We start from the raw sequence: 15,033 nt of genomic DNA, 5'->3' as shown, positions 1-15,033 counted from the left end.
CGAAACACAACTTCACGCTAATGCAAGACATTCCGCAGAAAGTCACTAAGATTCTAACAGAAAAACTCGGCATCGCAGCATCGGAAATTACACCTGAAGCTAACTTTGTAAAAGATCTTGGGATCGACTCGCTCGACTATGCAGAAATTGTGATGGAGTTTGAACAAACTTTTGATATCCGCATTCCGGATGATGACGCTGAAAAACTTCAAACCTACGGACAAGCTGTAAGCTATATACAGGATAAAGTAGATAAGAAGTAAGTCACCTCTTTTCAGATTCAAAATAACTACACAGTCGAGTTACATCTTTAGCCAACGCATGCGTGAAGGGCAGCTGTTGTGTTCTGTCTTTTATTTTCATCATGGTCCAGGCCGTTGGATTACCATCCCAGGTGATCACAAATTTTTCGGTGCCCCTTAACACCAAATCCATCTCATACAGTTCTTCTCCGGCTTTGTCATACATCCCGGTAAATTGAAGCAGGATATGATCTTTTTTCACTAACTCACCTTTTATGCACTCCATGCTATCGAGCCGCATGAGTAACTTTGTTTCTTTATTCCAGGCCTTGAACAATAACTTTCTCGGCAAGTAAAAATTCGTGTCCATAAAATTTGTAACGTTGAGCCGTGAACAGCGAAGGTAAGAAGGTATTATTTATAGTCAACAAGTATGCAGGCACCGGCTATCAGCCACAGGTGGAAGGCCGCATCGTTGACGCGTGTGTTAAAAACAATGTGGAGTGCACGGTTGAATTTACTCAGGCTCCCGGTCATGCTATAGAGTTGGCAGAGACTGCAAAGCAACAGGGCTTTGACTTTGTCGTTGCCGTGGGCGGCGATGGAACCATTAACGAAGTAGCACGTGGTGCTTTGAAAGCATCTATACCGATGGGTATAATTCCACGTGGCTCCGGCAATGGTCTTTCGCGACATCTTGGTATTCCGCTTACCGTGGGTCAGGCCGCATTGTCGTTGTTCGATAGCAGTATATTAAAAATGGATACATTCACGGTGAATGATAAGCTTTCGTTGAATGTTTCCGGCATTGGCTTCGATGGACATATCGCGAATCTGTTTGGAGGAAAAACGAAACGTGGATTGACCGGTTATGTAAAGCTTACGGTGGAAGAATTTTTTGCTTTCCAGGAATTTGACCTGGAGGTTTCCATTGATAACACAACGTTTGCCAGCCAGGCATTTATCATTGCTATAGCAAACTCATCTCAGTATGGTAACAACGCACGTATAGCTCCTGCTGCTTCTGTTTGCGATCAGCTTTTACATGTTACACTGGTTAAAAAAGTACCTGTATACCGGGTCGATTTCGTATATAGTATGTTTACCGGAGGCTTAGGTAAATCTTCATTCTGCGATATGCACGAAGCGAAATCAATAGTCATTAAAACTTCAAAGCCTATAGCATTTCATGTGGATGGTGAACCTTGCGGACACGACACTGAATTTAATATTTCGCTGATGCCTGCCGCTCTTCAGGTTTTAGTGCCGAACAAAACTCTTCAAAAAGGAACACTGTAAATACCGTTCGGTGGGTGACACCTCGCTTGCTATAGATTCGTTTAATTACTCTACGATTAAAACCTGTATCCCATGAAAAAAATTCTATCAATTATCCTGAGCCTGGCAATGGGCTTCACTGCATTTGCCCAAAGTATTTCCGTACCACCAAGCGGAGACAATCAAAAGTCAAGCGTAACACAATGGATAGGTCCGGTCTCCGTAACCATTAACTATAGCAGTCCCAACGTACATGGCCCTGGTGGCGAAGACCGCAAAGGACATATATGGGGAGAACTTGTTCATTATGGTTTCATCGATCAAGGCTATGGTTCTTCGAAGGCTGCACCATGGCGTGCGGGAGCCAATGAAAACACAACCATCACTTTTTCACATGATGTTAAGATTCAAGGTAAAGATTTAAAGGCGGGTACATATGGATTATTTCTGGATGTTGAGAAGGATGGTCCGTGGCATTGGATCTTCTCAACGAATTCTGCACGCTGGGGAAGTTACTATTACGATCCGAAAGAAGATGCGCTTCGTGTTGAGACATCTCCTGAAGATTCGGAGTATACCGAGTACCTGACCTATAGCTTTGCTGCCAGAGAGGCAAACAACACCGTTGCCTATTTACAGTGGGAGAATAAGCGTATACCTTTTAAAGTCGAAGTTGCCAATGTTAATCAGCTCTATGTAGATAAAATCCGTGGCGAATTGATGGGTAACCGCATGGGCTTTGATTACCAGCCGTGGATGGATGCAGCACAGTTCTGTGCGCAGAATAAGATCAACCTGGAAGAAGCTCTTACGTGGGCAGACAATGCCATCAGCGGGCAATTTATAGGACGTGAAGATTTCGCTTCGTTACAAACCAAGGCACTGGTCCTATATGCTTTATCGCGCGATGCAGAGGCGGATGCCGTTATGAATAAAGCGATCAAACATCCTACAGCGAATGTTCCGGAAGTACATCAATATGGAAGATCATTACTCGCTGCAGGAAAAACACAAAAAGCGATGGAGGTATTCAAGATCAACCGACAGCTTCATCCGAATGATACGTTCACTACGTATGTAGGACTCGCCCGTGGATACGCTGCTGTAGGAGATAAGAAAAGTGCAATTAAAAACTGGGAGACCGCGATTAAAAATATACCTGAAAATCAAAAAGGATTTTTACCGCAGTACGAAGCGGAAGTGAAGAAATTAAAAGGAGGAGCTTAGTGCTCCTTCTTTTTTCGCAAAAGTTTTATCGAGCTTGAGGCTAAACATAAACGTTGTGCCCTTCCCTTCTTCACTTCTCACACTAATAGTGCCTTCATTATGTTCGATGAATTCTTTAATAAGAAGTAATCCTATACCTACACCTTTTTCCTGGTTTGTGCCCAGCTTGGTAAAGTGCGTTTCAGCATTGAAAAGCTTTACTATATCTGCTGACCGAATCCCTACACCGGAGTCTGAAACTGAAATCTCCATTGTATCGTCCTGTATACGTTGAGAGATCGTAACCAGTCCACGTTGCGAATTAAACTTTATAGCATTCGACAACAGGTTTCGAAAAATCATACGAAGATGGTTCTTATCGACCAGTATATATTGACCGCTTTCCAACTCATTTATGATCGTAACATCTTTACTTCTCGCAGTCTCGTCATATAGCGCGATGATATCGTCCGCAATCTGTTTTACCGATACAGATTCTTTGTTGACCTGCAGTCCCTTCAATTGAGATTGTGCCCAGTATAGCAGGTTCTCGAGGTTCTCTTGCACAGAGTCAAGATTTTGTTTTAACGTATTGGAAGCATATTGAAATTCCTCTTGTGATATCCCCGCATCAACAACGAGATTCATCAAGCCTCTCAGACTCGCCAACGGGCCGCGTAAATCATGACTGATGATCGAGAACAATTTATCCTTCGTATCATTCATGTTGCTTAACTGCAATGCCTGCTTTGCGATCTCGCGATTCTTCTCCGCTAATTTATCGTGCGCCCGTTTTTTGATCTGGTTATTATATATCAATACGAGCACGATAAATAACACCAGCGTAAGACAACCGAACGAAAAGTAAATCCATACGCGTTGGTTGTTGATCTCTTTTTGTTTGAGCTCAGCATCTTTGGTGAGCAATTCAATTTGTGTTCCTTTTATTTCTGAATCAAAACGGGTTTGTTGCAGCGCGAGGTATTCGCTATTCTTCTGATTATATAATGAATCGTGAATCTCCTGGTACGCAGTCTGATACTCCAACGCTTTCTGGTGATTCTTCTTTTTCACAAATGCATTTGCGATAAGCTTGTAGGTACTTTCAAGCTCATCTTTATAGCCATACTTTTTAGCCAACGTTACATTCTCAAAAAAGAAATGCAGCGCTTTATCCGGTTCATTCCGCTCCAAGTATAGATTTCCAATCCTGCGAAGAACTGAAGATTCGTGATACGTTTTGCCATCGCTACGGGCAAGCTCCAGAGCCAGGCTGAATTTCAACATAGCACTGCTGAAATCTTTTTTATAGGCATCTATATCTCCGAGTACACGCAACACTGCACTCTTGGTATATTTATCTCCTACCTTGTTACTGAGTTCATACGCTCTCTTTGCATAGAATGTAGCAGAATCAAATTGATTATCGCGAAGATGTACGTACGCTATATTAGCCTGCAGGCGGGCAGCCGTTGCATGATCTCCTATTCTTTCATTGAGATCATAAGCACGTCTGAAATAATTATTCGCTTGTGTAAAAAGTTTTTGTTCAAAATATATAGCAGCAATGCTATTGATGCTACGCGCCATGATGGCTGTATCGTATTGCAGCTCACTGGTTTGAAGAGCGTCCACAGAAAGCTGAAATGCTTCCGAAAGATTTCCCAATCTATAGTATATCCAGCCGAGGTTTTCCTGAGCGGCTCCGAGACCGGCCTGATAGTTTATTTTTATCGCGAGTTCGTGTGCCTGTTGTGCATAGCGAAAAGCCTTTGTATTATTTCGCTCCCGCAGAATGGTCACCAATTGATTTAGAGCACGCACTCTGGCGCTGTCATCAGAAGTCGTCTTAATTATATTCTCCAGGCTATCAGCTTTCTGATATTGGCTTTGCGCCACCATCGGAAAAAGTAAGAAGAGAGTTAAGGTAACAGACCTTAAGCGCATAATGCAGTAAAGTATGTTGCAACTAAAGAATGTTAGGCGTCACTTTCCGGAAAAAAGCACGGAAAAACCTACATACGCCTTTTAGTCTATAAAATGTCAAAAAGATCAAAAAAAAACCGTTTCCATTCGGAAACGGCTTTTTATCATCCTATAGGATAGCACACGCTACTTTTTTGTAAAGGTTAGTCTGCAATCAAAGCCTCCAAAACAATCTGCGTTCGGATATCTGACATTGACCGTGAACTCGCTGTCATCCAGATCGTCATACAGCCCGGGACCAAAGTCTTCGATAGCCGAGGTCACAACATCCACGTTGCTTCCTCCTCCACATCCTAAACCAATGCTTTGCGTCTGAACAAACACTCTTCCGCAGGTCAGGTCAAACTTAAAACCTATCCCAGGAAAGACGTTATCAGGATCGATCGTCCACACACCCGTAAACGCGCGTTGCACAGGATTGCCCGCTACCGTAGAGAGCACAACTTCTCCTGCGAACAGATCGCAATCATCGGTAACAGTATATGTTCCGGTAAAAGGTGACGATACCGAGCACACCATTGGAAAATTCAGCTGCCCAGTATAGCTCGTTGTTCCACCGGAAGGGTAGAATGAATTTTCTGTGTTGATATAGGTCTTACCACCAAGCTCAAGTGTATCCGGATATACATTTCCATTCTCAAGCTCCACTACATTGTAGATGGTGAATACATCACCGCCTCCTAGTGTAGCAGGATCTATACCGGTAGCATTTGCGAACGATGAAAGCGGAATAGTAATCTTAGTCGTGCCATCATTTTTAATGGTAGCTCCATCGATCTCTGCCAGGTTAAAGCGCCAGGTCTTTGCATCGTTCAGAAACTGGTATAGCTCTACAATTACATTTACCTTCTTTATATTATCGGTTTCAGAGTACATGGTAAACGTAACGCTTGGATCTTCATCGGCGAGATTAAAAGATGTTGCACTGGGCACCATGCGGAAATTGAATCCCTCATCTGATTCATCCAATCCTAATTCTCCCTGTTCTTCGCAGGCAAAAAGAATTCCGAGGCTAAATAATAGTATTGAATATAGTGTCTTCTTCATGATCGTTTCTTTAAAGTTCATTCCATTACTTCATCCAGAATGGTTTGGCTTCATTGCTGGTTACTACTTTCTGAGCCGGTGCATTGCTATTCACAGCCAGGTTATTCGTTGGCCATGGAAACGCATACGGAAACTCTTTTGTACGAATCGTATAGTTAAGATTGTCAGTATTACCATCGTACAATTGAGGGAAGCCGGTTCTTCTATAGTCGGTATACATATCAACACCCCAGCCGAAACTCGCGATCCATTTTTGAGTAAGGATATGTTCCAGTTTACCATCATCATCAGCAGCGTCATAAGCAGCCAACACAGCGTTTACATAATTATCGCGCGCTGTTGTTGATATTACCGGAGCACCAACGTCAGTGGCAATCTCATTTACTTTGGCAAAGGCTGCGCGTATACCATCACGGAATGCTAACCGGGCATCACCTGTCGCGGCATTGGTAAGAAACAACTCTGCTTGTGTAAACTTTACTGCATAGTAATTCAACAGGCGTTGTGGTACTTGTGGATAGCCGTCAAAATTAGTTGCTCCCCCATCGCCATCATCATATTTACCACCCAGGGGGTACAGGCCGGCAACAGTTTGTGAACGTCCCTGACCATAACCTTCATTAGGATCTATATCTAACGAGAAAGCAAAAATAGAAACCATACCCGTACCTTGCAGTGCAGGTTGCTTGATCACAAACTCATCCGTGTTTGGATCTATATACCCGTAGCAATAGGTACAAGGATTTTCAGGTGAACTGGATGTGCTCACTTCTCCGATCTGATTGTAGAAGTAATATGGAATACGTGGATCTTTTACATCGATCTCTCCTCCGTAATCCGGATGGTTAAAGGTATTCAGGTTTGCCATCACTTCGTAGAAGTACGGGCTGATGTAATAGTTCGCTGTACCAGGCGACCATTCCTGTACATAGCCAGGGTTCCGGTTATCAGGCCCTACACTTGTGCCATACTCCATTTCGAAATCATCTGCTGCACTGCTGATGAAATTATCTTCTGCGATCAACGCGTCTACTTCAGCAGACACATCTTGTACGAGACGTACCTGGTTATATAGTTTAAGTTTTAACGAATTGATAAACTTAATCCAAAGTTCAGAATCACCTCCGTAGAAGAGATCTTCATCTCCCACTTCGAAAATGGATTCCTTCTCCAGGTTTGCCTTTGCTTCATCCAGCAGCGCAAAAAGTTGTGGATATATAGTTTCACCCTGATCATATTTAGGCAACAGATTTGCGGGTGCCTTGTGCGCTTCGGTAAAGGGTACATCTCCCCATACATCTACCATCAAGCTATAGGTATATGCTTTCATGGCTTGTGCCATACCTAGATATGGCCATGCTTCTTCCTCCGTTGCTTTCAGAATGATATTTTCATTATCCGCTAAAGCACGGGTATATAATACAAGCCAGGGCGATTGTACACCACTGTCTGTCCCTTGTAATCCATAGTCATTCTGATTACTGCGCTGCACAATCTGGTGCATATAGGAACTGGTGATCTGTGATAGTCCCCCGGTACTTGTTCCGAGTGAACCTGCCATATCCAGTTGAACTGATGGCAATAACAATTCAAGCGAAACGTCCAGCGGGTTACTGGGATCATCGTTTATATCCAGGAAATCTTTTTCGCAGCTCAACAAGGTGAGGCACGCGAAAGCAGCTATTATTTTATGAAATCTAAAACTCATAAGGTTGCTTTTTAATGATTAAAATGTTGCCCGGAGCGTTACAGCAAATCGTCTTGCGGAAGGCGTAGTGCTATATTCTATACCTTGTACATTTCGTGCACCGAACTGATTTGTTTCTGGGTCATAGTTCAGATCCTTTGGCATGTGTGGAGAGTAGTTCCAAAGGTTGCGTCCTGTAACACCGAGGCTTACAGCACCAAAGGGCGTGCGTTGCAAAAGTGATTTCGGAAATGCATACGTAATGGAAGCTTCGCGTAGCCTGTACGTTGTAGCATCAAATACAGACCATTCATCGGCAGCATTCACAGCAAACGTTTCACCGAAGAACAATGAGTTCACTTCGATCATCGTCTGGTTTGGAATTTTGTTGCCGGCATCATCGAGGTATGGTTGAAACGTTTCAGGGTCACCATATACACCTTTGAGGACGGCATTACCTTCACGATCCGCCTGGTATGCCAGCACACCACGACCTAATACCGAGTTGGCCGTTGTTGAAAAGAGATCTCCTCCCTCACGCAAATCCCATAGTGCAGATATAGTAAGTCCTCTGAATGAAATCGTGTTTGTTATACCGAGTATAAAATCAGGATTCGGATTACCAATTAACTCTGGATCAAGTTTGCGTATAAACTGTCCGTTGGATGGATCGATCAGTAAATTTCCTTCATCATCACGTACATCTACAGTACCCAGTAATTGTCCGTATTGCTCACCAGGTCGGTGAACAGATATAACAGAACCCGTGAAACCTGAGCCAAATTGTATTTCACTTACACCGTTACGAAGTTCTTTGATTGTATTCTTGTTTTTCGTGAATGATCCGAAGATCGTCCATGAAAGACCGTTGCTCAAACGTACTGGTGTTACTTCCAAACCTAACTCTATACCTTTGTTTGATACAGTACCGAAGTTTGTAAGCTGTGCTTGAAATCCTGTTTCTTCCGGAAGTGAAATCTGTGCAATCTGATCACTCGACTGCTTATCGTAGTATGTAAAGTTTATACCAGCACGATCATTCCAAAAGCGAAGATCAAAACCAGTTTCTATTTCTCTTGTTCTCTCCGGTTTAAGATTCGGATCAGAAAGCACTGCGCTCTGTCCTGCTGTAGGAATAGTAGCTCCACTAGCAGGTGTGAATGGACGACCCGCAGCATTGCCAGTAACATTATCATAATCATTTACAACATATACTGTACTGAGTAGATAAGGGCTGGTATCATTACCAACATTGGCCCAGCCTCCGCGAATCTTGATTGAGTTTATAAAATTAGATTCAAGTCCAAGTGCTTCATTTAAAATGATGGAAGCATTTGCCGCGGGATAGAAGAAGCTTCTGTTTTGTATCGGTAATGTTGATGACCAATCGTTACGACCAGTCAGTGTAAGGAAAGCCCAATCTTTATAGCCTACACTTACGTCACCGTAGAATCCATATAGTCTTCTGCGCGAATAACTTCCTCCATTCGGCGTTACATCGTTCGTGTTATCTATATCATCTATATTAAACACAACATACCCAACGCCATTTACAGATTGTGATTGACTGGTGCGTTGGTTTACGTTCCATCCAACGAGCGCACGAATATTTATATTCTCCCCTATATCTTTCGTGGCAGTAGCGATCAGATCGGAGTTGATTTCATCTGTCGTTACGTTTAACTCGGTAATGGTACCCAATGGACTACCCGCACCGTTGGGGCGCTGAAATTCCATTTGACGTTGTGAGAATGCATTCATACCAATTCGATATGAAACATTCAACCAATCTTTTATATCATAGGAAGCATTGAAGGAAGCAACAAAGCGATCTACCTTTCCGCGGATACCAGAATTTTTCACTGACCAATATGGATTGTTTACCTGGTCTCTTCCCACCATGAACTCGCTTCCATTATCTACCGGATTTTCATAGGGCTGACCTTGCACATCCCAGTTACGTCCGAAATATAGCGTACGACCAAAAGCAGAAGGATCACCTGACGTAGCACTTGGTGCACCGCTCAACACACCATTTTGCAGAGAGCGTGTATACGCCAGGTTGGCGCCAACGATCAATCCATTCGCTAATGTAGTTTTACCACCCAGACTAAAATTATGTCTTAAAAATTCTGTCTCTGGTACAAAGCCTTTTTGTTGTAACTGTGATAATGTTACAGATACCGCTGACTTTTCATTCCCACCAGAAATGGAAATAGAATTTTCGGCAATGCGACCTGTCTCAAAAAAATCTTTTACGTTATTCGGATAAGCTCTATAGGGAACCTTCTTTCCATCAAAATTACTCATCCCGTTTCTTCCCGAATACCAGTGTTGTATAGAATCAAGTGAAGCGTACGGGCGTGCTCCTATAAAAGGCGCACCCCATGACCCGTTTGCTTGTGCATATGAAAAATTAGAACCTGTTCCATATGTATTCTGATAATTAGGAAGGTTGGCAATTTTCTCAATGCCATACGTTCCGCTATAGGTAACTTCAAGTCCCTTCTTGGATGCAGATGCTGAGCCGGATTTTGTGGTGATAACAATTACACCATTGGCAGCGCGTGCACCATACAACGCAGCAGCTGTTGCTCCTTTCAAGATAGACATTGATTTGATGTCGTTAGGATCAAGATCAGAGATACGGCTTGAGAACGCTCCACCAGATGTAAGTCCACCGGTGTTCAGGTTCGTTCCTTCTGTTGTAACATAGTCGTTGTTATAGGGTATACCATCCACTACAAACAAGGGCTGATTGTTATTCAGCATGGAAGAGTTACCACGAATTGTAATACGTGTAGAACTCCCGGGTGCACCGCTGGATGATATAATATTTACACCGGGTACTTTACCCGTAAGCGCACGTAGCGGATCGGGTTCTGATACCTGTTGTACTTTATTACCACTTACTGTCTCAACAGAATAACCGAGTGCTTTTTTCTCACGCTCTATACCTACAGCGGTTACTACTACTTCACCAAGTTGTGTAATGTCCTGTGCCATCGGAACATCGATCGTAGTACGCTGTCCAATTTCAACTTCTTGTGAAATTAATCCGATGAATGAAAAAATCAATGTGCCTCCTGCAGCAGGTACGCTCAAGGTATATCCTCCGTTAGCGTCTGTTACAGTACCCGTAGCAGTACCTTTAACCACTACATTCACACCAGGCAGCGGTGATCCATCTTCCTGGGCTGTTACCTTTCCGGTAACAGTTCGCTCTTGTGCCCATGCGACAGTAATGTGCAACAGACAACAGAAGCATGCTAGTAAAATCTTCCTCATACAAGTTGGGTTTGTTATAAAAATTAACTCCACCCCAAAAAACACAAACGGTAGTCAGGGATGTTATACCAAAAATCTCAAAAGCAAATCCCAAAAAAATGACGGACGAATCGGTATATTCAGAAGGTATATATACCGTACGGTGGGTTATATAAAATAGTAAATCGTCTCACGACATATATAAACGCCGTGATTGCGAGTGATATATATACCGACAAAACGTAAAGCACGTGTATATAGAACATGTATAGCTGTTCAGACATAGATCGAATCACCGCACGCAGCAATCCGCGATCGTTGAGTTTGACAATACAGGCTCTCTGTATTCTAAGAAAAGATTATAAGGGGTTGTCCGAAAAAATCATAAAGCAGATTAAGTTCTCTTACTCTATAGGACAAAAAAAAGCCCCTCCGTCTGAGGGGCCAATCCTTCTGAAATTTTTTTCATTAACCTAAACTTATGAAGAAATTTCTACTTGTATGAGGAAGGATTCTGCCGTAAAGTTTAAATGTTGCACATTAAATTCTATCACCCAATACGGTTGATTTTATATTATGTTTCAATCACAACAAATAAAAAGTCCGATGTGCTAAAACACATCGGACTTTTAACGCGTCATGCCCCATTACTATCCCCCATTATGAAGGTGATGTTATGGCTATATCAATTTTTCAAGGTTAGCTTTTGCGATCGCTTCTGATTTACTATTGACTTGCAACTTCGAGTAAATATTCTTGATGTGCGTTTTTGCAGTCTCTTTGGAAATAAACAACTCCTCAGAAATCTGAGTATATGTTTTACCTTCTGATATGAGTTGAAGGATTTCAGTTTCGCGCTTCGTAAGCGGAGAATTTGGATTAACGTGAAAATTATCGATGACCATACGTGCTATACGGCTGCTCATAGGGGCGCCACCTTTTACAATTTCTTCCAATGCTGAAAGTAACTCCATATAGTTAGCACTCTTTGTTATATAGCCGGAAGCTCCGGCCTTGAGTGCCTCAAACACCAACTCGCTATCTTCATAAACGGTAACCATCACGATGTCGGTATGCGGACTCTTGTCTTTAATTATTTTCGATCCCTGAATACCATTCATTCCCGGCAACTCTATATCCATCAATACGATCTCCGGTTTGTCACGATTCAGATTATCAATGGCATCTTCACAGCTGCCATACGCATTTACTACCATGAACTTCTGCGAACTGTTCACGATGAGATTAAAGCTGTTGCGTATTTCCTGATCGTCCTCTACGATCATGACACGCTTCTTAAAGGGCAAGGCCATATTTGAGCGTTTTAGTTAGTTTGAAGTTTAAGGTAATTTTCGTTCCGTGATGTTTCACACTGGTTATACGTAAAACACCATGAACTCTATCGGCCCTTTCACGAATATTTTGAAGACCATTCGATTTTTCTATGTCACCGGTCAAAAAACCTATACCATCGTCTTCAAAACTCATTTCAAAACCATCGGGTTCACTGCGCTTTAACATCAACGCCACATTTTTAGCTTCCGAATATTTAAAGGCATTGGTCATCGCTTCTTTGAAAATCAGATTTGCCTCACGACTGAAACCATACGGAAGCTTGATTTTATCTTTCACTTCATTGAAAGCTCTGAACTGAATATTTTTCTCTTCAAAAAGTTTTTCACCAAAATCACGGATGTGTAAAAAGAGTTTGGACAGTTCATCATTCACAGGATCTATCGACCAGATAAAATCGCGCGTACCTGTATATAGATACTTGGCAGAATCTTCCACCTTGGTATATAGATCGCTGCTGCCATTACCCGTACCGTTGCCGTTCAGCTTCAGCAGGCTGATGTAGTTAATGATCCGTGTAAGCTGGTTTCCCATCTCATCATGAAAGTCACGGGCGATTTCTTTACGAAGCGTTTCCTGCTCCTTCACGCGAATGCGTTCCATCATTAACATCTTGTTAACTTTTTGCCGCACGCGCAGATATAGTATCAACGTGATTATACCGGCTATGAGAATAATCAAGCCGACTATAAACGCTGCGGTTTGGTAAAACGGTGTCTTTATGGAAAACGAATACGCAATCTTTTTATAACTCCAGCTTCCTTGTTTATCTGTACTCATTACATGAAATACATAGTTACCGGGTGGCAGGTTGCTATAGGTTACTTCGGACATCGAGGAAGGCTGCGACCATTTCTTATCAAAGTTCTCCATATAGTATTTAAACTTCACCGATTTAGGGTAACGCTTATCAACACGGTTAAAGTAAAATGTAATATGATTTTTATCGGGAGGAAGCTTCGGGTCTACCGGAATTTTAAAAAAGCCATTGACTGTGTCAGCATATAAGCGCGGATCGTATTCACCATAAAATACCTGGATATCCGTAAGGTGAAGATCAAACGATCGGCTGGGGTCATCACTCAGGTCATTAAACTCATACAAGCCATCTACCAATCCGAAGTATTTACTCTCGGGTGTGAGTTGAAAAGCATTCAGATTTGTTTCTACACCGGTAAGACCGTTGTCGTAGCCATAGTATAGATTCTCCTCCATCTCAAGTTTGCGATCGAGCTTTACGCGGTTAATACCTTTTTCGGTACCAATCCAGAGATTGTGCTTTTCATCTTCTGCAGCAAAGTATATAAAGTCAGATGCGAGTCCTTCCTGCGTAGTAATAAATTTTGAAGCACGACTCTTCGGATTATAAATTATTACACCGGCTCCACCTGTGCCCAATGTTAACAAGGAATCCTGGTAAGGAAGGATACTTATAATTGATGTATTCCGAAGCCCGCGTACCTGCACCAACTCTATCTTTCCATCGCGAATAGTCTGAACATTCAAATCGGTTGCCAGGAACAACGTTTTGTATCTTTTGGAGTAATGCAGATGCCAGATGCCATTGTTCAGTAGCCCATTCGTTGTATTATAATTATGAAACGACTTACCATCGTAACGTGAAAGTCCGTTCGCAGTACCCACCCACATCACCCCTTGCTCATCGAACTCAATAGCCGAAACCAGGTTTCCTGCCAAGCCCTTTTCACGGGTATACCAAACGAATACATTTCTCGCTTCATCATACCGTCCTAATCCATAGTTCGTACCAACCCAGATGGTGCCGTCAGGCCCTTCTTTTACTACACCTATATTATTACGATAGGATTCATGTGCATCCACGAAGGAAGTAATCTTCCCATCCTTAATTCTCCAAAGCCCTTTGTTTAAAGTACCAAGCCATTTGGCTCCTTTCCGATCGCTCAGGATGGCCATTACACCCCGAAGCTTTTCAGAGCTGCAACGATTAAAATCTTGTATGAAGTATTTATATAGTCCACGCCCGTCAGAAGCAAACCATACATTCCCTTCAGAGTCTTTCACTACCTGAAGAACACTAACATCCTTTAATATAGTGTCACGTTTAGTTTCATTGGCGTGAACCGTTTCCCGGAACAGATTTGCACCATCGCGCGTCCAGAAAACATTTTCCTTCTCATCGTATGAAAGAATCATGTGCTTGATAGGCAGGGATAACGGTTCGATCTTTTTTTCTTTATAGTTTACAATCGAATATCCTTCTGAAGTGCGAAGTGCTATATTCCCTTTATATATAAATGGAAAGTATATCTTACCAAACTTCTCATCCGGTTCAAATGAAAAAGTTTCTTTTAACGTCTTGATCCGAAATGACCCATCGTCCATAATAAAACATTGCACACCATCCGGTGTTTGCAACGATCGCCATATCTGCTTCTCTCCTTTTAATGCTGGTTTACCCCATGAGTATAGGGAGTCATGGTGTATTTTACCGGTCGCACCATCGCTGGATATAAAAAAGATAGAATCACCATGCTCGAATACTCTGCGGTACATAGCGTTTGGTGTCCTCCTATTTTGAAAGCGCTTAAACGTATGGCCATTAAACCGTGTAATACCATGCGCATGAAGGATCCATAAATTCTGATCGTGATCGAATAAAAGTGAGGATATATTATTGGAGAATAATCCGTCTTTGGTAGTATATACTTTGAACTCTTTCCCGTCAAACCGGGCCAACCCACCACCTTGTGTAGCAATCCAAAGATAGCCGTTATCATCTTCTACTACGGATGTTACCTGTGACTGAGGCAGACCATCCACTGCGGTATAATTTCGCGTTGTGTATAGGAAATTCTGAGCCACACCTGCTTCTGCGAAAAAGAGGAGAACAAGGCTCAAAAAAATATGCGGTCTCATACAAATATTCGTACAAAGAACGCCCATCTGAAATAAACTCCTGTCACGCATAGTTCGGTATTTAACTTT

The 15,033-nt window shown here is 42.5% G+C and carries 10 protein-coding genes; 3 read left to right on the top strand and 7 right to left on the bottom strand.

Features of this window, described 5'->3' with window-relative positions:
• The first annotated feature begins 20 nt into the window (after positions 1 to 20).
• A complete protein-coding gene (locus B5Y40_RS05270; RefSeq protein WP_079685638.1) occupies positions 21 to 263 on the top strand; it encodes an acyl carrier protein in 243 nt (80 codons plus the stop codon).
• 1 nt (position 264) lies between these two features.
• Here B5Y40_RS05270 and B5Y40_RS05265 read toward each other — a convergent pair whose 3' ends face one another.
• Positions 265 to 612, bottom strand: a complete 348-nt coding sequence (locus B5Y40_RS05265) for a YopX family protein (RefSeq protein ID WP_079685637.1) — start codon at positions 610 to 612, stop codon at positions 265 to 267.
• Positions 613 to 632: 20 nt separating this feature from the next.
• Here B5Y40_RS05265 and B5Y40_RS05260 point away from each other — a divergent pair, with 20 nt between their 5' ends.
• Together B5Y40_RS05260 and B5Y40_RS05255 are read left to right on the top strand one after the other, a co-directional pair.
• Positions 633 to 1,541, top strand: a complete 909-nt coding sequence (locus B5Y40_RS05260) for a diacylglycerol/lipid kinase family protein (RefSeq protein WP_079685636.1) — start codon at positions 633 to 635, stop codon at positions 1,539 to 1,541.
• A gap of 72 nt (positions 1,542 to 1,613) precedes the next feature.
• Positions 1,614 to 2,747 carry a DUF2911 domain-containing protein gene (locus B5Y40_RS05255; protein WP_079685635.1) on the top strand — a complete coding sequence of 378 codons (1,134 nt, stop codon included), beginning with the start codon at positions 1,614 to 1,616 and terminating at the stop codon, positions 2,745 to 2,747.
• Here B5Y40_RS05255 and B5Y40_RS05250 read toward each other — a convergent pair.
• From B5Y40_RS05250 to B5Y40_RS05225, 6 genes are all read right to left on the bottom strand, one after another.
• Positions 2,730 to 4,673: a tetratricopeptide repeat-containing sensor histidine kinase gene (locus tag B5Y40_RS05250; protein ID WP_079685634.1), complete on the bottom strand. Its 1,944-nt coding sequence runs from the start codon at positions 4,671 to 4,673 to the stop codon at positions 2,730 to 2,732. The two genes, B5Y40_RS05255 and B5Y40_RS05250, sit on opposite strands and share 18 nt — an antisense overlap.
• A gap of 165 nt (positions 4,674 to 4,838) precedes the next feature.
• Positions 4,839 to 5,759, bottom strand: coding sequence for a hypothetical protein (locus B5Y40_RS05245; protein ID WP_079685633.1), 921 nt, complete (start codon positions 5,757 to 5,759; stop codon positions 4,839 to 4,841).
• A gap of 25 nt (positions 5,760 to 5,784) precedes the next feature.
• The gene (locus B5Y40_RS05240; protein WP_079685632.1) at positions 5,785 to 7,467 is read right to left on the bottom strand and encodes a SusD/RagB family nutrient-binding outer membrane lipoprotein; all 1,683 of its coding nucleotides are present in this window, start codon (positions 7,465 to 7,467) and stop codon (positions 5,785 to 5,787) included.
• 18 nt (positions 7,468 to 7,485) lie between these two features.
• Positions 7,486 to 10,734: a SusC/RagA family TonB-linked outer membrane protein gene (locus B5Y40_RS05235; protein ID WP_079685631.1), complete on the bottom strand. Its 3,249-nt coding sequence runs from the start codon at positions 10,732 to 10,734 to the stop codon at positions 7,486 to 7,488.
• A gap of 659 nt (positions 10,735 to 11,393) precedes the next feature.
• Positions 11,394 to 12,026, bottom strand: a complete 633-nt coding sequence (locus tag B5Y40_RS05230) for a response regulator transcription factor (protein ID WP_079685630.1) — start codon at positions 12,024 to 12,026, stop codon at positions 11,394 to 11,396.
• On the bottom strand, positions 12,010 to 14,964 hold the full coding sequence (locus tag B5Y40_RS05225) for a ligand-binding sensor domain-containing protein (protein WP_159453611.1): 2,955 nt from the start codon (positions 14,962 to 14,964) through the stop codon (positions 12,010 to 12,012). Before B5Y40_RS05225 ends, B5Y40_RS05230 begins: the two co-directional genes overlap by 17 nt.
• Between the last annotated feature and the right edge of the window lie 69 nt (positions 14,965 to 15,033).

Origin of the sequence: Ohtaekwangia koreensis (assembly GCF_900167975.1) — a bacterium.
GTDB classification, from domain to species: Bacteria; Bacteroidota; Bacteroidia; order Cytophagales; family Cyclobacteriaceae; genus Ohtaekwangia; species Ohtaekwangia koreensis.
This window is presented reverse-complemented; position numbering and strand designations above follow the sequence as displayed.

Coding starts and splice junctions, on each gene's coding strand:
- B5Y40_RS05255 (WP_079685635.1), top strand. CDS start 1,614: ATGAAAAAAATTCTATCAATTATCCTGAGCCTGGCAATGGGCTTCACT.
- B5Y40_RS05225 (WP_159453611.1), bottom strand. CDS start 14,964: ATGAGACCGCATATTTTTTTGAGCCTTGTTCTCCTCTTTTTCGCAGAA.
- B5Y40_RS05245 (WP_079685633.1), bottom strand. CDS start 5,759: ATGAAGAAGACACTATATTCAATACTATTATTTAGCCTCGGAATTCTT.
- B5Y40_RS05265 (WP_079685637.1), bottom strand. CDS start 612: ATGGACACGAATTTTTACTTGCCGAGAAAGTTATTGTTCAAGGCCTGG.
- B5Y40_RS05240 (WP_079685632.1), bottom strand. CDS start 7,467: ATGAGTTTTAGATTTCATAAAATAATAGCTGCTTTCGCGTGCCTCACC.
- B5Y40_RS05250 (WP_079685634.1), bottom strand. CDS start 4,673: ATGCGCTTAAGGTCTGTTACCTTAACTCTCTTCTTACTTTTTCCGATG.
- B5Y40_RS05230 (WP_079685630.1), bottom strand. CDS start 12,026: ATGGCCTTGCCCTTTAAGAAGCGTGTCATGATCGTAGAGGACGATCAG.
- B5Y40_RS05235 (WP_079685631.1), bottom strand. CDS start 10,734: ATGAGGAAGATTTTACTAGCATGCTTCTGTTGTCTGTTGCACATTACT.
- B5Y40_RS05270 (WP_079685638.1), top strand. CDS start 21: ATGCAAGACATTCCGCAGAAAGTCACTAAGATTCTAACAGAAAAACTC.